At 48.0% G+C, this 20,808-nt stretch carries 21 protein-coding genes and 2 tRNA genes; 14 read left to right on the top strand and 9 right to left on the bottom strand.

What is annotated here, in order from left to right; translation table 11 throughout:
• Nucleotides 1-230 precede the first annotated feature (230 nt).
• Nucleotides 231-827, top strand: coding sequence for a sigma-70 family RNA polymerase sigma factor (locus tag DWV53_RS04790; RefSeq protein ID WP_118151993.1), 597 nt, complete (start codon nt 231-233; stop codon nt 825-827).
• On the opposite strand, the gene rpe is transcribed toward DWV53_RS04790, so the two are convergent.
• Nucleotides 824-1,477, bottom strand: a complete 654-nt coding sequence (rpe, locus tag DWV53_RS04785; RefSeq protein WP_118151991.1) for a ribulose-phosphate 3-epimerase — start codon at nt 1,475-1,477, stop codon at nt 824-826. The two genes, DWV53_RS04790 and rpe, sit on opposite strands and share 4 nt — an antisense overlap.
• Nucleotides 1,478-1,490: 13 nt before the next feature.
• Nucleotides 1,491-1,619, bottom strand: coding sequence for a hypothetical protein (locus DWV53_RS16060; protein ID WP_022120798.1), 129 nt, complete (start codon nt 1,617-1,619; stop codon nt 1,491-1,493).
• Between the two features lie 568 nt (nt 1,620-2,187).
• Here DWV53_RS16060 and trpD point away from each other — a divergent pair.
• From trpD to DWV53_RS04750, 7 genes are all read left to right on the top strand, one after another.
• A complete protein-coding gene (gene trpD / locus DWV53_RS04780) occupies nt 2,188-3,192 on the top strand; it encodes an anthranilate phosphoribosyltransferase (RefSeq protein ID WP_181992413.1) in 1,005 nt (334 codons plus the stop codon).
• Between the two features lie 132 nt (nt 3,193-3,324).
• The gene (gene trpC / locus DWV53_RS04775; protein ID WP_118151989.1) at nt 3,325-4,137 is read left to right on the top strand and encodes an indole-3-glycerol phosphate synthase TrpC; all 813 of its coding nucleotides are present in this window, start codon (nt 3,325-3,327) and stop codon (nt 4,135-4,137) included.
• A 5-nt stretch (nt 4,138-4,142) separates the two neighbouring features.
• A complete protein-coding gene (locus tag DWV53_RS04770; RefSeq protein WP_118151987.1) occupies nt 4,143-4,763 on the top strand; it encodes a phosphoribosylanthranilate isomerase in 621 nt (206 codons plus the stop codon).
• Nucleotides 4,764-4,777: 14 nt separating this feature from the next.
• On the top strand, nt 4,778-5,554 hold the full coding sequence (gene trpA, locus DWV53_RS04765) for a tryptophan synthase subunit alpha (protein ID WP_118151985.1): 777 nt from the start codon (nt 4,778-4,780) through the stop codon (nt 5,552-5,554).
• Between the two features lie 77 nt (nt 5,555-5,631).
• The gene (gene trpB / locus DWV53_RS04760; RefSeq protein ID WP_118151983.1) at nt 5,632-6,831 is read left to right on the top strand and encodes a tryptophan synthase subunit beta; all 1,200 of its coding nucleotides are present in this window, start codon (nt 5,632-5,634) and stop codon (nt 6,829-6,831) included.
• A 117-nt stretch (nt 6,832-6,948) separates the two neighbouring features.
• A complete protein-coding gene (locus DWV53_RS04755) occupies nt 6,949-8,385 on the top strand; it encodes an anthranilate synthase component I family protein (protein WP_118151981.1) in 1,437 nt (478 codons plus the stop codon).
• Nucleotides 8,386-8,452: 67 nt separating this feature from the next.
• Nucleotides 8,453-9,019 carry an anthranilate synthase component II gene (locus DWV53_RS04750; protein ID WP_118151979.1) on the top strand — a complete coding sequence of 189 codons (567 nt, stop codon included), beginning with the start codon at nt 8,453-8,455 and terminating at the stop codon, nt 9,017-9,019.
• Between the two features lie 242 nt (nt 9,020-9,261).
• On the opposite strand, the gene DWV53_RS04745 is transcribed toward DWV53_RS04750, so the two are convergent.
• Nucleotides 9,262-10,242 (bottom strand): ROK family protein, encoded by a 981-nt coding sequence (locus DWV53_RS04745; RefSeq protein ID WP_118151977.1) that lies wholly within the window; start codon nt 10,240-10,242, stop codon nt 9,262-9,264.
• A 309-nt stretch (nt 10,243-10,551) separates the two neighbouring features.
• Here DWV53_RS04745 and DWV53_RS04740 point away from each other — a divergent pair, with 309 nt between their 5' ends.
• The 6 genes from DWV53_RS04740 to DWV53_RS04715 all read left to right on the top strand — a co-directional run bounded on the left by DWV53_RS04740 (nt 10,552) and on the right by DWV53_RS04715 (nt 17,126).
• A complete protein-coding gene (locus tag DWV53_RS04740) occupies nt 10,552-11,229 on the top strand; it encodes a LysE family translocator (RefSeq protein WP_117692055.1) in 678 nt (225 codons plus the stop codon).
• Between the two features lie 82 nt (nt 11,230-11,311).
• On the top strand, nt 11,312-11,866 hold the full coding sequence (locus DWV53_RS04735; RefSeq protein ID WP_006846332.1) for a DUF4924 family protein: 555 nt from the start codon (nt 11,312-11,314) through the stop codon (nt 11,864-11,866).
• Nucleotides 11,867-11,924: 58 nt separating this feature from the next.
• Complete coding sequence (locus DWV53_RS04730; protein WP_118151975.1) at nt 11,925-13,511, top strand: peptide chain release factor 3; 1,587 nt, start codon at nt 11,925-11,927, stop codon at nt 13,509-13,511.
• A gap of 69 nt (nt 13,512-13,580) precedes the next feature.
• Nucleotides 13,581-15,341: a chloride channel protein gene (locus DWV53_RS04725; protein WP_118152044.1), complete on the top strand. Its 1,761-nt coding sequence runs from the start codon at nt 13,581-13,583 to the stop codon at nt 15,339-15,341.
• An 80-nt stretch (nt 15,342-15,421) separates the two neighbouring features.
• Nucleotides 15,422-16,516, top strand: a complete 1,095-nt coding sequence (gene fmt, locus DWV53_RS04720; protein ID WP_118151973.1) for a methionyl-tRNA formyltransferase — start codon at nt 15,422-15,424, stop codon at nt 16,514-16,516.
• Nucleotides 16,517-16,553: 37 nt separating this feature from the next.
• Nucleotides 16,554-17,126, top strand: a complete 573-nt coding sequence (locus DWV53_RS04715; RefSeq protein ID WP_118151971.1) for an L-threonylcarbamoyladenylate synthase — start codon at nt 16,554-16,556, stop codon at nt 17,124-17,126.
• A 199-nt stretch (nt 17,127-17,325) separates the two neighbouring features.
• On the opposite strand, the gene DWV53_RS04710 is transcribed toward DWV53_RS04715, so the two are convergent.
• The 6 genes from DWV53_RS04710 to DWV53_RS04685 form a co-directional block, all read right to left on the bottom strand.
• Nucleotides 17,326-17,401: transfer RNA gene (locus DWV53_RS04710), tRNA-His, on the bottom strand.
• Nucleotides 17,402-17,435: 34 nt separating this feature from the next.
• Nucleotides 17,436-17,511: transfer RNA gene (locus DWV53_RS04705), tRNA-His, on the bottom strand.
• Between the two features lie 78 nt (nt 17,512-17,589).
• Nucleotides 17,590-17,985, bottom strand: a complete 396-nt coding sequence (gene secG, locus DWV53_RS04700) for a preprotein translocase subunit SecG (protein WP_118151969.1) — start codon at nt 17,983-17,985, stop codon at nt 17,590-17,592.
• 36 nt (nt 17,986-18,021) lie between these two features.
• On the bottom strand, nt 18,022-18,801 hold the full coding sequence (locus DWV53_RS04695; protein WP_117727130.1) for a tetratricopeptide repeat protein: 780 nt from the start codon (nt 18,799-18,801) through the stop codon (nt 18,022-18,024).
• Nucleotides 18,802-18,913: 112 nt separating this feature from the next.
• Entirely contained in the window at nt 18,914-19,435 is a 522-nt protein-coding gene (locus DWV53_RS04690) for an LptE family protein (RefSeq protein WP_006846339.1), read from the bottom strand.
• Nucleotides 19,432-20,796 (bottom strand): sigma-54 interaction domain-containing protein, encoded by a 1,365-nt coding sequence (locus DWV53_RS04685; RefSeq protein WP_022121008.1) that lies wholly within the window; start codon nt 20,794-20,796, stop codon nt 19,432-19,434. The genes DWV53_RS04690 and DWV53_RS04685 overlap by 4 nt, the downstream gene beginning before the upstream one ends.
• Nucleotides 20,797-20,808: the final 12 nt, after the last annotated feature.

Raw genomic sequence — 20,808 nt, 5'->3', positions numbered from 1 at the left:
TGTATTTATTCGTTTGTTGGGTTTGATGCTTAACACATCGGTGCAAAGTTACGAATTTTATTTGGAAAACAAGTACGGGTGATGTTAAAATTAAATGTTTTTGGAAAAAAGTTTGGCGTTTTGAAAAAAAAATGTTACCTTTGCAACGATAATTAACATTATTAACGCAATAAATACTGGGTAGCCTATTAGATAGACATTTACTTAATGAATAAAATAAGATTAAGAAAATGAGTAAACTCAATGAAATGACAGACGAAGAGTTGGCCTTGGCTTATGTCGGGGGCGACAACAGAGCCTTTGATCAGTTGCTTTCCCGCAACGAGGTGAAACTGTTCTCTTATATCCTTTTCGTGGTTCACGATGAGGATCTGGCGAATGATATCTTCCAGGAGACATTCGTGAAGGCAATCAGTCGTTTACATGCTGGCCAGTATTCCTGTTCTGGCAAATTTATTTCGTGGTTAATGCGTATAGCGCATAATGTCATCATCGACGGTTATCGCAGTCAGTGTGTATTCCGCATGGTTGAACAGGGGAACGACAATGATCTTTCCTGTCTGCGAGGCGAAGATTTTCAGGCAGACTGTGCTGAGCAGGAGATGGTACGCAAACAGGTGCTCCGTGATGTGAAGAAACTGGTAGACTTTCTGCCGGCTCCACAACGCGAAGTAGTTTATATGCGTTTTTATCAGCAGATGTCTTTCAAGGATATAGCCGAGTGTACCAATGTGAGTATCAATACGAGTCTGGGAAGAATGCGTTATGCGCTCCTTAACCTCCGCAAGATGGCTAAGGAGCACAATATCTATCTGAATCTTGATTAGTGGAGTTCTTTCAAGGCATGGATGGTAGCATAAGGGTCTGTGCTCTTGAATACATAACTTCCGCTTACCAGCACGTCTACTCCGGCTTTCACCAGTCTTGGAGCAGTTTCTGACTGCACGCCGCCATCTACCTCGATGAGTGCCTGGCTTCCGCTCTCTTTGATGAGCTGGCGCAGACGGCCTATCTTCTTGATGGTGTTCTCGATGAATTTCTGTCCGCCGAAGCCTGGGTTAACGCTCATCAAAAGTACCATGTCTACATCGCAGATGATATCTTCCAGCACACATACCGGGGTAGAAGGGTTGAGGGTAACTCCTGCCTTCATGCCTGCTGCATGAATCTGCTGGATGGTGCGGTGCAGATGGGGGCAGGCCTCGTAGTGCACGTTCATCATCATGGCACCAAGCTTGGCAGTCTGCTCAATGTAATTTTCCGGGTGCTGTATCATAAAGTGAACATCGAGGGGCTTGGTGCACACCTTGCTCACGGCTTCTATCACAGGGAAGCCGAACGATATGTTGGGCACGAAGACACCATCCATCACATCGAGGTGGAGCCAGTCGGCCTCACTCTTGTTAATCATCTCTATATCACTCTTCAGGTCAATGAAGTTGGCTGAGAGCAATGAAGGGGATACCATTGTTTTCATCTTTCTTCTTCTTTTAGTTAGGATAGCACACCTTTAGCTTCCCATTTTGCACCATGGTATGATAGGAGTAGGCTATCTGCTTGATGAAGTAGATGGTCTGAGCCGAAGGTCTCATTTTCTTTGGTGTAAATACTTGCTTCATAGGCGTGAATCTTTTTATTTGAATAATACTTCTTGTTATTTGTTTTTAGAACGGGCATGCCTTGAGGATGAGTTTTCCTCTTTCCGTAACCTGTTCTCTAAATAAATAACGGCGTATTGGGAAATTTATTACATTCCGGCGAAATATTTTTTCTTTCTCCCTATATGTAATAAGGTATAGTGGAGAAAACGTGAGACGAAAGTGGAGAAAAAGGGGCGCTGGATGATAAAATAGTGTTAAATCTCAAAATTTCTCGATAAAAAGTTTGTAGTTTAAAAGAAAAACTGTACTTTTGTAGTAGAAATGAAGAACGAAGGAGAATCTTTTCGTTAAAAAGAAAGAAACGCCTCGTTTTTGGTAGTAACAAACAATTAAAAGAAAAAGCAATATGAATACATTCGTATCTACATCATGGTGGTGGCGTAACTCAAGATTCCAGAAGTCGTGAGTCGAGACGCTGTATGTGGATGTGAACAACATAATATACTAGGGGTCTGCCGTAACTTACGACAGGCCCCTTTTCTTTTACAACGAAAAATAAAAACAAAAAATATAGGAGATATTAACTATGGAAATGAAGGACATTTTGAACAGAATGTTGAACCATGAGGAACTTTCCCGTGAGGAAACCCGAGACATCATTGTAGGAATCACCAAGAGTGAATTTCCTGAGGAACAGATTACAGCCCTGCTCACCGGTTTGCAGATGAGAGGCGTAACGGTAGATGAACTGCTCGGTTTCCGTGACGGAATTCTTGCCACAGGCGTGCCAGCCATCCTGGATTGCGACCGCTACATTGACGTGGTGGGAACCGGTGGCGACCGCAAGAACACCTTTAACATTTCTACTACTTCCTGCTTCGTCATTGCGGGTGCGGGTTACAAGGTGGCAAAGCACGGCAACTATGCGGCTACTTCGGTGAGCGGTGCTAGCAACGTCATCAAGAACCACGGTGTCCAGTTTACCGATGATATAGACAAGCTGAACCGCAGCATCAACGAGGCAGGCATCGTTTATCTTCATGCCCAGCTCTTCGCCAAGGCAATGAAGTTTGTAGGTCCTATCCGCAAGGCTTTGCAGTTTCCTACCGTGTTCAACCTGTTAGGTCCTCTTGTTAATCCTAGTCAGCCTAAGTGCCAGTTGCTGGGTGTAGCCAATCTCGACCAGATGCGCCTTTACAATCAGGTTTACCAGAAACTAGGCATTGATTTCGGCATTGTTAACAGCATCGACGGATATGATGAAATTTCACTCACCGGCGACTTCAAGGTAACCACCAACAACTATGAGAAGCTCTTCAAGCCTCAGGGTCTCGGTTTCGAGATAGCCAAACCGGAAGAGGTGCGAGGCGGAGCAACCGAGGAAGAGGCTAAGGATATCTTTGATGCAGTACTTGAAAACCGTGCCCTCCCAGCCCAGAAGAACATCGTTCTCGCCAATGCAGCCTTCGGCATCCAGGTAATGGAGAAGGGACAGAAGAGCATAGAGGAATGTGTGGAGATAGCAAGAGAGAGCATTGACTCGGGTAAGGCGCTCGCTACCTTCAAGAAATTCGTAGAGATCAACAGTTAAAGGTAAAAAGGGCTTTTAAAAGTAAAAGGGTAAAAAGGTAAAAAGAGCCTTAACCCCTTTGTCCCCCCCCCGTTCCCAGCGATTCCATCGCTGGTTCCCCAAGTCTTTATCTTAAATAAAAAAACGAAAAAAATGGCTGATATTTTAGAGGAAATTGTGGCTCATAAAAGAATAGAGATTGAGCAGCGCAAGCGCTTTATCCAGCCACGGCAGATGATAACCCTCACCGAGCAGAAAATGCAGGAAGATGGGGGAAAGGTGCCGGGCGGAAGCATGAAGGAGTCGCTGATGAACTCGGAAACAGGAATCATTGCTGAATTCAAGCGCAAATCGCCTTCTAAGGGCTGGATCAAACAGGAAGGTAAGCCGAGCATCATCCCGCTCGCCTACCAGCAGAACGGAGCCTCGGCGCTCAGCATCCTCACCGACATTGATTACTTCGGAGGATATGATGAGTATATTCAGGAGGCGCGCCATGTGGGCGTTACCCTACCTATCTTATATAAGAACTTCGTGGTAGAGGAATACCAGCTGCTGCAGGCGAGATACTGCGGAGCTTCTGCCGTGCTGCTCATTGCGGCCTGCCTGACCAAGGAGGAGTGTAAGCAACTCATGAACATGGCACACCAGCTGGGCATGGAGGTACTGCTCGAGATGCATAATGAGCGCGACTTCGAGTATGCTGAACTGGAACCGGATATGTACGGCATCAACAACCGAAATCTCGGAACCTTCTTTACTGATGTGGAGAACAGCTTCAGATTGGCAGAGAAACTTCCGAAGGATGTGTGCAGGGTGAGCGAGAGTGGCATCTCCAACCCGCAGACGGTTCTCCGGTTGAGAGAAGAAGGCGGCTTCAGAGGTTTCCTGATGGGCGAACAGTTCATGAAACAGGCTGACCCGGGCGTGGCGCTTCAAGAGTTTATTAAGCAGTTGAAACAATAAAGAAAATGTTAGTAAAGGTTTGTGGAATGCGTGAACCTGGTAATGTAAAGCAGGTTGCGCAACTCGGCGTTGATATGATGGGATTTATCTTCTATCCTAAGTCTCCACGGTATGCCAGTCATGTGGTGGGTCGCTCTGATGCTGACCGCAATGTGTGCCGAGTGGGAGTCTTCGTAAATGATTCCATTTCCAATATGTTGGATAAGATTCATTCATTCTCTCTGAATGCGGTGCAGATGCATGGAAGCGAGAGCAGGGAACTGTGTGAGCAGCTGCGTGCAGCAAAGGGGAATATGAAGATAATCAAAGCCATTAGTGTTTCCACTGCCGGGGACATTCAGAAATATAAGGAGTATGTAGGCGCTGTTGACTATTTCCTTTTCGACACCAAATGTAAGACGGTGGGCGGAAGTGGTCAGCAGTTTGACTGGCAGGTACTGGATGAATATGATGGCGATGTTCCATTCCTGTTGAGTGGCGGCATCGGTCCGGAAGATGCTTCCCGTATCCTGTCTTTCCATCATCCCCGATGCGTAGGAATCGACCTCAACTCCAGGTTTGAGATAGAACCGGGACTGAAGGATGTAGAGAAACTCAAGGAATTCCTTTTAAAGGTAAAAAAATAAAAAAGTAAAAAAAAATGAATAAGATAAATGCATTATTTGCAAACAATAAAGACCGCAAGCTTTTGAGCTTGTATTTCTGCGCCGGATGCCCAACTTTGGAAGGTACCGGTGATGTAATTAAGGCGATGGAGCGCAAGGGGATAGATATGATTGAGGTAGGAATCCCTTTCAGTGATCCGTTGGCTGATGGTCCTGTTATCCAGAGTGCCGGAACCGTGGCTCTGAATAACGGAATGACGGTGAAGAAACTCTTCGCCCAGCTGAAGGAAATCAAGGATGAAGTGCAGCTTCCATTCGTGCTGATGGGTTATCTGAACCCTATCATGCACTACGGCATAGAGGCTTTCTTCAAGAGCTGCGTAGAGAGCGGAGTGAGCGGCACCATCATCCCAGACCTTCCCTTTGATGATTATCTGAAGGTGGTAAAACCCATAGCTGACAAGTATGACATCCGTGTCATCATGATGATTACCCCTGAAACCAGCGAGGAGCGCATCCGTTTCATCGATGAGCATACCGATGGATTCATCTACATGGTCAGTTCGGCAAGTATCACGGGCGCCCAGAGCAGTTTCGGCGATGCCAAGCTGGCTTATTTCAACCACATCAACGGCATGAATCTGCGCAACCCACGCATGATAGGTTTCGGCATCAGCAACAAGCAGACCCTTACCAGTGCGCAGGATAATGCGGCGGGAGCCATCATCGGCAGCAAGTTTGTAACCCTGCTCAATGAAACCGGTGATCCGGATAAGGCTTTAGATGGGCTTTTTGAGTGCCTCGAAAAGTAGTTGATTGGTAACAGCGGCTTCGCCGTATAGCAGGCTTGCTCTATAAACTATAAATAATAAATTATAAACTAAGTATTATGTATCAAGTTGACGAAAAAGGATTTTTTGGAAAATTCGGAGGAGCTTATGTTCCTGAGATATTATATAAATGTGTAACCGAGTTGCAGCAGGCTTACAAGCCAATCATTGAGAGCGAGGAGTTCAAGAAGGAATACCGTGCGCTGCTCAAAGATTATGTGGGCCGTCCTTCACCTCTTTATTATGCCAAGCGCATGAGCGAGAAGTACGGATGCCAGCTCTATCTGAAGCGCGAGGACCTGAACCATACCGGTGCACACAAAATTAACAACACCATCGGTCAGATTCTCATGGCCAAGAAGATGGGCAAGACCCGCATCATTGCCGAAACCGGAGCCGGACAGCACGGTGTGGCTACAGCTACGGTATGCGCCCTGATGAACATGAAGTGCGAAATTTTCATGGGTGCCACCGATGTGGAACGCCAGCATACCAACGTAGAGCGTATGAAGATGCTGGGAGCCAAGGTGAACCCTGTGCGCACCGGCAACATGACCTTGAGCGATGCCTGCTCTGAGGCCATACGCGACTGGTGCTGCCACCCACAGGATACCTTCTACATCGTAGGTTCTACCATGGGTCCGCACCCTTATCCAGACATTGTTGCCAAGATGCAGAGCGTAATCTCTGAAGAACTGAAATGGCAGCTTGAGGAGAAGATTGGCCGCGACTATCCTGATTACCTCATCGCCTGTGTGGGTGGCGGAAGCAATGCTGCCGGAACCATCTACCACTACATTGATGATGACCGCGTGAAGATTTACCTAGCTGAGGCTGCCGGTCACGGAATAGATACCGACTATACCGCTGCCACCATGCACTGCGGCACAGAAGGCATCATCCACGGAGCCCGTACCCTCGTGATGCAGACCGAGGACGGACAGATAGAGGAAGCCTTTACCATCAGTGCCGGTCTCGACTATCCGGGCATCGGCCCTATGCACGCCGACCTTGCCACATCGGGCAGGAGCCATGTGCTCGCCATCAAGGACGATGAGGCTATCTACGCCGGTTACGAGCTCACCCGCATGGAGGGCATCATTCCGGCTATTGAGAGTGCGCACGCCGTGGCAGCCCTGAAGAAGATGAAGTTCAAGAAGGATGATGTGGTGGTGCTCACCGTATCAGGCCGTGGCGACAAGGATGTAGAAACCTATCTCGCGCACAAGGAAATGGCGGGAGAATACGGCAATTTTTAAATAGTTAATAGTTTATAGTTAATAGTTAACAGAGGCTGCGCCGTTGAGCACGATTGTCAAAGCGGTTCATGTTATAAACAGTAAGCTGTAAACTATATACAGTAAATTATAAATTAAATGAAGTTTAGTTACAAGACAGTTACCCGCAAGATTCTCGCCGACCTCTATACGCCGGTGGGAGTCTACATGCGACTGAGAGATATTTATCCGCAGTCGGCTCTGATGGAGAGTTCCGACTATCATGGTTCCGAGAATTCGCGCTCCTTCATCGGGGTGCATCCGCTGGCAAGCATCGCCGTGAGTCATGGTGAGGTCATCAAGACCTATCCCGACGGAAGAGTAGAGAAAGAGCAGCTTCCTGCCTTCGGTGCTGGTCAGGGCGAGGAGTGCAAACTCGCCATCTCAAAGAGTATCAACGACTTCATCTCTTCCTTCCATGTAGAGGGCGAGAGCAAGGACTTCTGCGGACTCTACGGATTCACCACCTTCAATGCGGTGAGATATTTTGAGAACATCCCAGTCAAGGATACCACCATGGAGAAGAATGATGCGCCCGACATCTATTACATCATGTATAAGGACATCATCGTCTTCGACCATTTCAACAACACCATGGAGCTCATTGCGCTCCAGGAAAGTGAAGATCCTCACTCTTCACTTCCAGAGCTCGACGAACTGCTCAAGGCGGTGAACAAGGCAAATGTGAAGCCTTACGATTTCCACCCGGTAGGCGATACCACCTCTACGCTCACCGATGAGGAGCACAAGGCAAACATACGCCGATGCATACTGCACTGCCTGCGCGGAGATGTATTCCAAATTGTGGTGAGTCGCCGCTTCGTACAGAAATATGAGGGCGATGATTTCAAACTCTACCGTGCGTTGCGCAGCATCAACCCTTCGCCTTACCTCTTCTATTTCGACTTCGGCGGTTTCCGCATCTTCGGTTCTTCGCCTGAAACCCATAACCGCATCGTGGGCAACAAGGCGTTCATCGACCCGATTGCCGGAACCACCCGACGCACAGGAGATATGGAGCAGGACCGCAAGGCTGCCGAATTCCTGCGCAACGACCCGAAGGAGAATGCCGAGCACGTGATGCTGGTAGACCTGGCGCGCAATGATCTGAGCCGCAACTGTCATGGGGTGAAAGTAGATTTCTACAAGGACATGCAGTTCTACAGTCATGTTATCCATCTCGTGAGCCGTGTGAGCGGAGAGTTGGATGAGCATGCCGACCACATCAAGGAGTTTATTGATACCTTCCCTGCCGGCACGCTGAGCGGTGCGCCTAAGGTGAGAGCGATGCAGATTATATCAGAGCTGGAGCCTCACAACCGCGGTGCCTACGGAGGCTGTATCGGTTTTATCGGTCTGAACGGCGACCTGAATCAGGCCATCGTGATACGTACCTTCATTAGCCGAAACGGCGAACTCTGGTTCCAGGCGGGTAGTGGAGTAGTGGCAAAGAGCAATGATGAGTATGAGCTGGAAGAGTGTAACAACAAGCTCGGTGCGCTGACCAAGGCGATTCACATTGCTGAAGAGTTGTAATAGTGATTAATTATTAGTGATTATTTCTCGCTGATTGTACTCACTAATCAATAATAAATAACAAAAGATGAAAGTAGTAATCATAGATAATTACGATTCCTTTACCTATAATCTGGCCCATCTGGTAAAGGAGTTGGGAGCTGACGTTACGGTGTTCCGCAACGACCAGTTCCAGTTGCCGGAGCTGGAGCGCTTCGACAAGATCATTCTGAGTCCGGGTCCGGGCATTCCGTCGGAGGCGGGACTGCTGATGGATGTTATCCGCAAGTATGCAGGCCGCAAGCCGATGCTGGGCGTATGTCTGGGTCATCAGGCCATAGGCGAGGCGTTTGGAGCCAAGCTTACCAATCTTTCTGAGGTGTATCATGGAGTGGCAACCCCTTGCACCCAGTTTGGCAACGATGTTATTTTCGACGGGTTGGACAAGCGCATAGAGATTGGCAGATACCACTCTTGGGTGGTAGACCGCTCGGGATTCCCTGACTGCTTGGACGTTACGGCAGTAAGTGATGATGGTTGCATCATGGGTCTGAAGCATAAGAACTATGATATTCATGGTATCCAGTTTCATCCGGAAAGCGTGCTGACGCCAGACGGCAAGAAGATAGTGAGAAACTGGTTGGAAAAAGCTTAATGACCTTAATGACCAATGACCTTAATGACCACCATGACCGCATGGTGGTTGTTGAGTTTTTTTTGTTTTATGATAAGAAAAAGCAAAGCCTGACGCTCTCTCGAGTGCCAGGCTTTTACAATTAACAATTTTAATTCTCGCTACAATCCTCTCACGAGTTTCACGAGTGGAATCTAACCTGAAAGAGTACCTTTCCCAATAAAGGAAAGGTCTCTAATAACCTTCTTAATCTTTAAAAATATTTACATATCCCAAGCCACAGCACTCGCACCGAGTACGGCAGCAGAACTACCATCAAGGGTAGAAACAAGGAATTTAGCCTTACCCTTGAAGGTGCGGAGCACGTGCTCATCATAAGCCTTCTGGATAGGTTTCATGATGAGGTCGCCAGCCTTGGTCAGACCACCGAAGAAGACGAAAGCCTCTGGTGAAGAGAAGGCTGCGAAATCAGCACAAGCCTCACCGAGCATCTTGCCGGTAAACTCGTATACACGCAGTGCCAGCTTGTCGCCCTTGCCTGCAGCAACGCTCACATCATAAGATGTAATATCCTCAGGATTCAACTCGCGGAGCAATGAAGGCTCATCGCTCTTCTCGAGGAACTCACGTGCTGTGCGAGCCACACCAGTGGCAGAGCAGTAAGCTTCGAGACATCCTGTACGGCCGCATCCGCAGATACGACCCTCTTTGCCACGTACCATGGTAACGTGACCCAATTCGCCTGCGAATCCGTCGCAGCCGTAAACCATCTGTCCGTTGATAACGATACCAGAACCTACGCCTGTACCGAGTGTAACGTCGATGAAGTTTTTCATGCCTCTTGCTACACCATATGTCATCTCGCCGAGCGCAGCAGCGTTGGCATCATTGGTCATACCTACAGGCAAGCCGCCGATGGCTTTGCTGAACAAGTTGGCCAATGGTACCACTCCGTCGTGTGCCCAAGGAAGATTTGGAGCGAATTCAATGGTTCCATTATAATAGTTTGCGTTTGGCGCACCGATACCCATTGCCTTAATCTTGTCAATGCCGCCTACCGTATCAATGATAGGCTGGAGAGCTTCTACGGCTGCCTTCACATAGTCTTCAACCTTTTTGTAACCGCCTGTCTTGATGGCAGTTGTTGCTTTGATCTCTCCGCGAGCATCTACGATGCCGAAAACTGAATTTGTACCGCCGAGGTCAAGGCCTATTACGTACGGTTTAAGTGTATTATCTGTCATGTTAATTATTTAAAATTAGTTAGAATTATTTTATTTCTCGGCAAAGATACTGAAAACTTTTGAATCTCGTTTATTTTTAAATATAAAAAATTTTAATTTTCTTTTTTTCTGCCAGACGATTTGCTGTCCGAAGTTTCTCTGTTGCCCTAAATCCTGTTTATATTCATGCAGAACATCCGCATAATCCGTGTAATCCGTGCCCGAAAATATAAAAAACGGATATAAAATGAACTTTTAGGCGAAAAAATTGTGCTTTGTGCCCGAAATTTTGTAACTTTGCCGACTGTTAGAAATTGTAACGATACTAAGATGAATTTAGCATTTCCAATTGAGATAAACATCCTTGACTTCATATTCAAAGGAATTGTCATCGGTGTTCTTGCCTCAGCCCCTATGGGGCCGGTAGGCATCCTTTGCATCCAGCGTACACTCAACAAGGGTCGCTGGTATGGGTTTGTAACAGGTGTGGGTGCCGCATGCAGCGACATTGTATATGCTCTGTTTACAGGCTTGGGCATGAGTTTTGTGATGGATTTTGTGAGCAACTCCGAGAACAAGTTCTATCTTCAGATTTTCGGCAGTCTGATGCTCCTCGTGTTCGGAATCTACTGCTTCAAAAGCGACCCGATGAAGAACATGCACAAGTCGAGTAACAAGCAGGGTACCCTGATGCACAACGGCATCACGGCGTTCCTCGTAACACTCTCCAATCCGCTCATCGTGTTCCTCTTCATGGCCACCTTCGCGCAGTTTGCTTTCGTCGTACCGGATATGCCGGTAGAAATGGGAGTAGGGTATCTCAGCATCGTCTTCGGAGCCCTGCTGTGGTGGTTCGGACTCACCTGGCTCGTCGACAAGATTAGGAACAAGTTTGATACCAACGGCATCGTCATTATCAATAAGGTAATAGGAAGCGTGGTCATCATCTTCTCCATGATCGCTCTCTTCGGCACGATTTTCAATCTGTATCATCTGCCGGAATTTTAAAAGTCCTTAAACAGGTCTTTAAACACCCCTTCAATCAGAAGAAGGCAAAGCATAAAGTTCAAAAGTTAACAGTTCAAAGTTTATGTTTGTAGCACAAGAATTAAGAAAGAAAAGTATCGCAGAATACTTATTATATATGTGGCAGATTGAGGACATCATCCGAGCTTACGGATGCTCGCTGCCTGTCATCAAGAAAAATTATGTAGACCGGTTCGACTTTACACCTGAGCAGCGCGAGGAAGAACTCGACTGGTTTGGCAACCTGATTCGCATGATGAACGAGGAGGGAAAGCGCGAGGGAGGACACCTTAATATTAATAAGGTGATACTCAAGGACGTCATTGACCTGCACGGCATGCTGCTGCAGAGCACCAAGTTTCCTATCTACAATGCCGAATATTACAAGGTGCTGCCTTTCATCGTAGAGCTGCGCCAGCGGGGCGACAAGGATCTCAACGAGATTGAAACCTGCCTCGATGCCCTCTATGGTGTGATGATGTTGCGCCTGCAGAAGAAGGAAATTACGCCCGAAACCGAAAGGGCCATCAAGGAGATTACCGTCTTCATAGGTCTGCTCAGCGATTATTACATCAAAGACCGAACCGAGGGACTCAAGTTTGATGATGACGACATGTAGTGATTAGTTATTAGTGATTACTTTTTAAGAATATACATTATTATATATTTACAACAGGATGAACGAAATAGAAAGAAGAAGAACATTTGCCATTATCTCTCACCCGGATGCTGGTAAGACAACATTGACCGAGAAGTTTCTGCTTTTCGGTGGACAGATTCAGGTGGCAGGTGCCGTAAAAAATAACAAGATTCGCAAAACTGCGACTTCTGACTGGATGGATATTGAGAAACAGCGTGGTATCTCGGTATCTACATCTGTAATGGAATTTGATTATCTCCCTGCCGGACAGGAGGGAGAACCTTATAAGGTGAATATCCTGGATACGCCAGGTCACCAGGACTTCTGCGAGGATACCTACCGCACACTTACTGCCGTAGATTCAGCCATCATCGTGGTTGACTCTGCCAAGGGTGTGGAGGCACAGACCCGCAAACTCATGGAGGTGTGCCGCATGAGAAATACCCCGGTAATCATCTTCATCAACAAGATGGACCGTGAGGGACGCGACCCGTTTGATGTGCTCGACGAGTTGGAAGCAGAGCTCAAAATCAAGGTTCGCCCGCTGAGCTGGCCTATCGGTCAGGGCGCCCGTTTCAAGGGCGTTTACAACATTTACGAGCATCAGCTGAACCTCTTTACCCCTAACAAACAGCGAGTTGCCGAGAAGGTAGAGGTAGACATCCAAAGTTCAGAACTCGACGAGCGGGTTGGTGAACGTGAGGCTGCACAACTGCGTGAGGAACTGGAACTGGTAGATGGTGTTTACCCTGAGTTTGAGGAAGAAACCTACCGTTCGGCCGAGGTAGCACCTGTGTTCTTCGGTTCGGCACTGAACAATTTTGGTGTTCAGGAACTCCTCGACTGTTTTGTTCATATTGCTCCATCTCCTAGACCCACCCAGGCAGAGGAGCGACTGGTGAAGCCGGAAGAACCTAAGTTCAGTGGTTTCATCTTCAAGATTACAGCCAATATTGATCCAAACCACCGCTCCTGCATCGCTTTCTGTAAGATATGCTCGGGCAAGTTTGTGAGAAATCAGCCATATTACCACGTGCGCTTGGATAAAAACGTGCGTTTCTCTTCGCCTACCCAGTTCATGGCACAGCGCAAGAGTACCATTGACGAGGCTTATCCGGGTGACATTGTAGGTTTGCCAGACAACGGTATTTTCAAGATAGGAGATACGTTGACGGAGGGAGAGAAGATGCATTTTCGCGGTTTGCCAAGCTTCTCTCCACTCCTTTTCAAGTACATCGAGAATGATGACCCGATGAAGAGCAAGCAGTTCCAGAAGGGATTGGAGCAGCTCATGAACGAGGGTGTGGCGCAGCTCTTCGTCAACCAGTTCAACGGCCGCCGCATCGTGGGCACCGTGGGTCAGCTGCAGTTCGAGGTTATCCAGTACCGCCTGGAGAACGAGTACAATGCCAAGTGCCGCTGGGAGCCAGTGCATCTTCACAAGGCTTGCTGGATAGAGGCAGATGACGAGAAGGAACTCGAGAACTTCAAGAAGCGCAAGTACCAGTACATGGCCAAGGATATTGAGGGGCGCGATGTCTTTCTTGCCGATTCGGGCTACGTGTTGAGCATGGCGCAGCAGGATTTTGAACACATCAAGTTCCATTTCACATCGGAATTCTAAATCAATGTAAAAAAGATGGATGAAGAAATTCTAGATTACAACGAGCAGAAAGAGGGATGGGTCAGTAAGATGGTGGATTGGCAGAAAAAACATATTTCTGACCGCCAGATGACCCTTATCCTGGCTTTTATCATCGGCCTTCTGGCGTCGGTGGCAGGATATTTCCTGCACGGCATTGTGCACGAAATACAGTTGCTGCTCACTTCGGGATTTAACAAGGGCACCTATAACCTGCTCTTCCTGCTCTTCCCGATTGTGGGCATTTACCTCACCATGCTCTTTATTAAATATGTGGTCAGAGATAATATTTCCCACGGTATCACCCGTGTGCTTTACGCCATTTCTACCAAAAATTCCAAGCTCAAGGCCCACAACTGCTGGTCATCGGTGGTGGCATCAGGTATCACCATCGGTTTCGGTGGTTCCGTGGGAGCCGAGGCTCCTATTGTGCTCACGGGTTCGGCCATCGGCTCAAACCTGGGACAAATCTTCCGCATGGACAAGAAAACCATGATTCTGTTGGTGGGCTGTGGCGCCTCTGCAGCCATTGCTGGAATCTTTAAGGCGCCTATTGCCGGACTCGTGTTTACGCTTGAGGTGCTGATGGTAGACTTGAGCATGGCTTCCTTGCTGCCTATCCTTATCAGTTGTGTAACAGCTACTTGCTTTACCTACATCCTGATGGGCTCCAAGAGTCTTTTCGATTTTACGCTTACCAGTCCGTGGGCGCTCGACCGCGTGCCTGCCTGCCTTTTGCTGGGCATTTTCTGCGGCTTGGTGAGCCTTTATTTCATGCGCACCATGTCGGCGTGCGAGGGCTTCTTTGCCAAGCTTTCGCCTTATCCCTACGTAAAACTGCTGTTTGGAGGACTGATTCTGAGTTCGCTCATCTTCCTCTTCCCTTCGCTCTACGGCGAAGGCTATACGGCAGTCAACGTGCTGCTGAAGGGGCAGAATGTGGAAGACTGGGGGCAGGTGATGAGCCGTTCGCTCTTCTACGGGCACAACCAGCTGCTCATCCTCTACATCGCTCTGGTAACCTTTACCAAGGTTTTTGCCACCTCGGCAACCAACGGCAGTGGCGGATGCGGTGGTACCTTTGCCCCTTCGCTCATCATTGGCGGTTTTGCTGGTTTCCTCTTTGCGCGTCTCTGGAATGTGAACCAGGTGGGCGTCTACATTCCTGAGCAAAACTTTACACTCTTGGGCATGGCGGGCCTCATTACGGGTGTGATGCATGCCCCGCTTACGGGCATCTTCCTCATCGCCGAACTCACGGGCGGCTACCAGCTCTTCATGCCGCTGATGATAGTGTGCATCTCTTCGCTGCTCACCATCAGCATCTTTGAGAGTCACAGCATCTACGCCCTGCGTCTGGCTAGAGAGGGTAAGCTGCTCACCCACCATATTGACAAGGCTGCGCTCACCCTGCTGGGCATGCAGGATGTCATTGAGAAAGATTATCATCCGGTAGGTCCGGATCTGCCGATGAGCAAGCTGGTGAGTGAGATAAGTCGCAGTAACAACAACTTTCTGCCTGTTTTGGATCAGGCGGGTGTGCTGTTGGGAGTAATAGATATTACGAAGATTCGCCACATCATCTTCCGCACCGAACTGTATCAGCATTTCACCGTGCGTCAGCTGATGATGCAGCCTTCTGCCGTTCTTACCGAACATGACAGTATGGACGAGGTGATGCAGAAATTTGATAAAACCGATGCCGCCCAGCTGCCAGTGATTGATGTGGCAGGCGTACTGAAGGGTTACATCAGCCGTACTAGAATCTATTCCATGTACAGGCAGATTGTAGCGGATATGTCGGCAGAGTAGGAGTTTTAAGTGAAGAGTGAAGAACGAAGAGTGAAGAATTCAACGGCTTTGCTGGTTTTATTTTAAAATATTAGTGTTTTATGGAGAAGAAGGATTTGAGAATTGTTTTCATGGGAACACCGGAGTTTGCGGTAGAATCCCTCAAGTGCCTGGTAGAGGGCGGTTACAACGTGGTGGCTGTGGTTACGCAGCCTGATAAACCGGTGGGCAGACATCAGGATACGCTGCAACCTTCGCAGGTTAAGCAGTATGCCGTAGAGCATGGTTTACCGGTGCTGCAGCCTGTAAAGATGAAGGACCCTGACTTTGTGGAGCAGTTGCGTTCTTATCAGGCTGACTTGCAGGTGGTAGTTGCTTTCCGCATGCTGCCAGAGGTGGTTTGGGCGATGCCGAAATATGGTACTTTTAATGTACATGCAGCCCTCCTTCCGCAGTATCGCGGTGCGGCGCCTATCAACTGGGCAGTGATTAATGGCGAGAAGGAGACGGGTGTTACCACCTTCTTCCTCGACCACGATATTGATACCGGTCGCATCATTCTGCAGAAACGTTTTCCTATTCCGGAGACGGCAAATGTGGAGTATGTTTACGACGGGTTGATGCATCTTGGTGCTGAACTGGCGCTGGAAACCATTGATGCGCTCATCGCTGCCGATGGCAATATCGGTTCCATTCCTCAGAGCGAAATGATAGGACAGGGTGCCGAACTCAAGCCGGCTCCGAAAATCTTCAAGGATACCTGCCGCATCGACTTCCACCAGCCAGCCAAGAAGGTGTATGATTTTATCCGCGGTCTTTCTCCATACCCTGGTGCATGGACCGAAATTAAGAAGAAGGAGACAGTAGTATTCTTTGACGATCCTAAGGGAGATGATGATCATGTGAGGTTCCCTGAGCCTACAACTCATCCATCCCATAAGCAGAGTACACAGAAAATTCAGGTACTTAAGATATTTTCTACCCGTCTTTCATGTATGAAGCGTGGTGATGCGCCTGTGGGATCGTTCCGCGTTGAGGGAAAGTCGTTACAAGTAGCCTGCCTTGACGAATGGCTCATTATTCAGGAGTTGCAGCTCAGTGGCAAGAAACGTATGGATGCTTCTGCTTTTCTCAATGGTATGAAGGACATAGCTTATTATGAGTGTTTGAAGAAAGATGTTAGTGACGATTTTTAAGATTCAAAAGATTTTTGATTTTTAGTTTTATAGTATTATGACTGTAGAAGAAGACATCAAGCGTGCTATAGAGTGCATGCGAAAGGGTGGAGTGATACTCTATCCTACAGATACCGTATGGGGCATAGGATGCGACGCCACCAACCCTGAAGCGGTAAAGAAAGTTTATGAAATAAAGAAACGTGACGATTCTAAGGCGCTTATCTGCCTGATAGATTCTGCTGACCGCATGGCGCGTTATTTCCGCAATGTGCCACAGGTAGCATGGGATTTCATCGATGCTGCCATGCCTGTAAAGCCTACTACGGTTATTCTTGATGATGCGAGTGGAGTGGCTAATAATCTGGTAGCAGAGGATGGAAGTCTGGCGATGCGTATAACCTATGAGCCTTTCTCCAAACAACTCTGTTACCGTTTTCAGAAGCCTATTGTAAGTACAAGTGCTAATGTGAGTGGTGAGCCTGCTGCACAGAATTATCGCGACATCTCCGAGGAAATCCTCAATGCTGTAGATTATGTTTGCTGGAGCCGTCGTCAGGAGCATAAACCTCATCAGACTTCCAGCATCGTTAAGATTGCTAAGGATGGTGAAGTGAAAGTAATCAGATAAGTTTTCAATTCATCCTTATATGAAATGCCTGCTAGAGGGATATTTTCTTCCCTTAGCAGGCTTTTTTGTATGTTTTCAGTCTATAATATACTTAACGAAGTACTATTGCAATTCGTTTATATGACAAAAAAGAATTTCCGCTCAATACGGATATATAACAAGAAACCCTGCAAGAAATGAATCTTGCAGGGTTTATCTTGGGTGGAAGGTGGGACTCGAACCCACGACATTCAGAACCACAATCTGACGCTCTAACCAACTGAACTACGTCCACCATATTGGTTATGTTTTGCTTTTTCAAAAATAGTTGGGTGGAAGGTGGGACTCGAACCCACGACATTCAGAACCACAATCTGACGCTCTAACCAACTGAACTACGTCCACCATATTCTTGTTAAGCGGGTGCAAAGGTACGAAAAAAAAATGGTTCTACCAAATTTTTTCGTACCTTTTTTCTTATTTTTTATTTTGCAGGGCTTGTTGGAACAACTGGAGCTGCCTTCTGGGCATCTGCACCAGCTGTAGGAACAGCCTTCTGAGCACCTGCTGCTGCATCCTTGCTAGCACCTGGCATTGCAGGAAGAGCGGTCTGCTCCTGAGTGGCTCCCTCCAAAACACTGCTTTCGCCAGCTGCCTGAGGGGCTACATAAGCACATGCCACGCTGATGACAACCAAGGCTGCAGCGAGGCCCCATGTTAATTTCTCAACAATGTCAGTGGTCTTGCGAACACCCATGATTGAGTTGGTTGAAGAGAAGTTACTTGCAAGTCCACCTCCCTTTGACTCCTGGATGAGCACGATGAAAATCATCAGGATAGCTACCAGGACGATTAATACTACTAATAATGTGTAAGCCATTTTTTAAAACTAGTTTTATTTATTTATTATTCTTCTTTATTTCTTCTTGCTGTTCAGCATCAGTTTCTCAAGGAATCTGAGCTGGTCAACATAATATCCGTTCTTGTCAGGATGCTGCTGATGCAGGCGGCTGATGATTTCGTAAGCCCTCTGATACTTGCCCTGCTTGATGTAGATGCGGGCGAGGGTTTCGGTGAATACACCGCTGTTTTCCTCTTCGCCATCCTTGCCGGAATCGGTCTGAAGTTCGGGAGTAAATTCTGGTTTGTAATCTTCGTCCTGCTGGATTTTAGGCAGTTTGAAACCGCCATCCTCCATAAAGTCGTCGATGAGACTCATGGTGCGCGAAGTATCTTCTGGCTCCTGCTGGTCTTCGGTCTCCATGAGATAAGCCACATAGTCTACAGCCGCGTCAGCAGGTGTAGGCTTACGTTTCTCCTTCTTCTCTTCTTCGTCTTCTTCCATAGGAATGGATCCCAGGAAGTGGTCGATGAGGTCGCTAGTACGGTCCCCGTGTTTTTCTGCTCCTATTCCTCTTACGCCTTGCTGCTTGTCGGATTCAGTCTCTTCAGGGGCGTTTTTTATCTGATAGTGGGCTGCCTCTACCATCTCGAAGATAATCTTACGGTCGGTGATGTAGATGGCTGCACGGCGCAGTTCTTCGTCGAAACTCGGGTCGTGGAGCAGGTACAGATTCTTCAACATCAGCAGGCGTGCCGTCTGATAATACGGATATAAGGCCAAGAGGGCGCGCAAGTCGTAGAGCGTCTCTCGGTTCATTTCCTCCGGGTGTTGTATCAATCTGCTTAATTCCACGATATTTTTACTTTACTTTATTTTACTTTGAACTTTGAACATTGAGTTTTGAACTTTATGATTAGTAAAGCCGTTGAATTCTTAACTCTTCACTTTTCGTTCTTCACTTACTTTACCAGTTAGCTACCGTAGCGTTGAATATCTGGTCTACCAGGTCTTTGATAATCTGGGTTACCAGTTCTTCCTGCACCGAGGCAAGGCTCTGAGTGGTGTCGTAGGTCTTGGCAGATGTAAACTGCTTTTCAAAGTCCTCGGCATGGTTCTTGGTGTTGGTGAAACGTACGTTTACGGTGATACTGAGCTCGGTCTGTGCTGAGTATCCCTCAGAACTAACCGACTTGTTGCGCTGAGAATATTGGGTGATTTCGCCCTCTATCTTCAGGTCTCCGTTGCGTGACACCTGTATGAGCTGGGTGTTGCTGGCAAACTTATCCTTGAGTTCGTTGTTGAACATCGGACCCATCGGCCCCCATACATACGAACTTCTGATAGGGAAGTCGGCTATCTGTATGGTCTTGGTTTTGGTGTAGTCGATGCTGGCACCGTTGAACTTGTAGCTCACGGAGCATGCTGCCATGACCGCCACCATCAGTGTGACTCCTATTATATATAGGTACGCGCGTATATGCTTCATAACTTATATTTGTTAATCTTTCTGTACAGAGTTCTGTCGGAGATTCCCAATTCTTCTGCCGCTTTCTTGCGGTTTCCGTTGTTTCTCTCCAGTGCCTTTTCTATCATCTGCTTGCTAAGGTCGCTGAGGTTCAGATTCTCGTTTTCTTCCTTGATCTCCTCAATCTCAGCATCCTCGGCTTCGGGTTTGTAAGTGCCCCTAATGCCTCCTGTAGCTATTTCCTGACGGATGTGTTGTAGCTCGTCGAGATCGGTAATCGGAGGTACGGAAGATACCGGAGAAACCGATGGAACGGATGATACGGACGGAACCGGAGAAACCGATGAAACCGGAGATACAGATGATACTGGAGCTACCTGGGTATTCGGCTGAACCGGAGAAACATATCCGCCTGTACCGCCCAACTGGCGGGCCTCATCGAGTTGCTTGCGCAGGCTGTTCATCTCTCGTCTCAGGTCGCTCACGTTGCCCCTCAGTTCGTAGAGAATTTTGTATAGCAGTTCGCGCTCGCTGGCGTAGCTATGGTCGTCCTTGCCATCCTTCTGTATGGTGGCGAGCTGTGTAGACTCCTCATCTCTCGGAATAAACTGGGTGAGAGTCTGTGCATCGATTTCTCTTTCTCGGCTCAGCACTGACATCTGTTCGGTAATGTTCTTGAGCTGTCTCACATTTCCCGGCCACTTGTATTTCAGCATGATCTGCTTAGCCTCATCTGAGAGTGAAATCTTAGGCAGACGGTATTTTTCGGCCATCTGCATGGCGAAGAGGCGGAAGAGCAGGAGGATGTCGTCTCCACGCTCTCTCAATGCAGGCATCTGTATCGGGATGGTGTTGAGGCGGTAGTAGAGGTCCTCGCGAAAGCGGCCTTCGCTCACAGCCTTGCGCATGTTTACGTTGGTGGCTGCCACGATGCGGACATCCGTTTTCCTTATCTCAGTTCCACCCACGCGGATGTATTCTCCCGTTTCGAGCACGCGCAGCAGTCTTGCCTGCGTCTGTATCGGGAGTTCGCCCACCTCGTCGAGGAAGATGGTACCCTTGTTGGCAATACCGAAGTATCCTTCGCTTTCGCCTATGGCTCCAGTGAAGGAACCCTTCTCATGTCCGAAGAGTTCGCTGTCAATGGTTCCCTCCGGAATGCTTCCACAGTTGATGGCGAAATATTTCTCTCTGCGGCGTGGCGAATTGTCGTGAATCACCCTTGGAATGATTTCCTTACCCACACCGCTCTCGCCGATGATGAGCACGGAGAGATCGGTCGGCGCTACCTGTAGGGCTACGTCGAGCGCATGGTTCAATCCGTCGCTGTTACCGACGATATTGTAGCGTTGTTTTATCTTTTGTAGTTCGGAAGTATCCATTTAGCTGCCAAA

It is taken from the genome of Segatella copri (assembly GCF_003465495.1).
GTDB lineage: Bacteria > Bacteroidota > Bacteroidia > Bacteroidales > Bacteroidaceae > Prevotella > Prevotella copri_G.
Note: the sequence above shows the minus strand (reverse complement) of the source record. Positions and strands in the feature narration are given on the sequence as shown.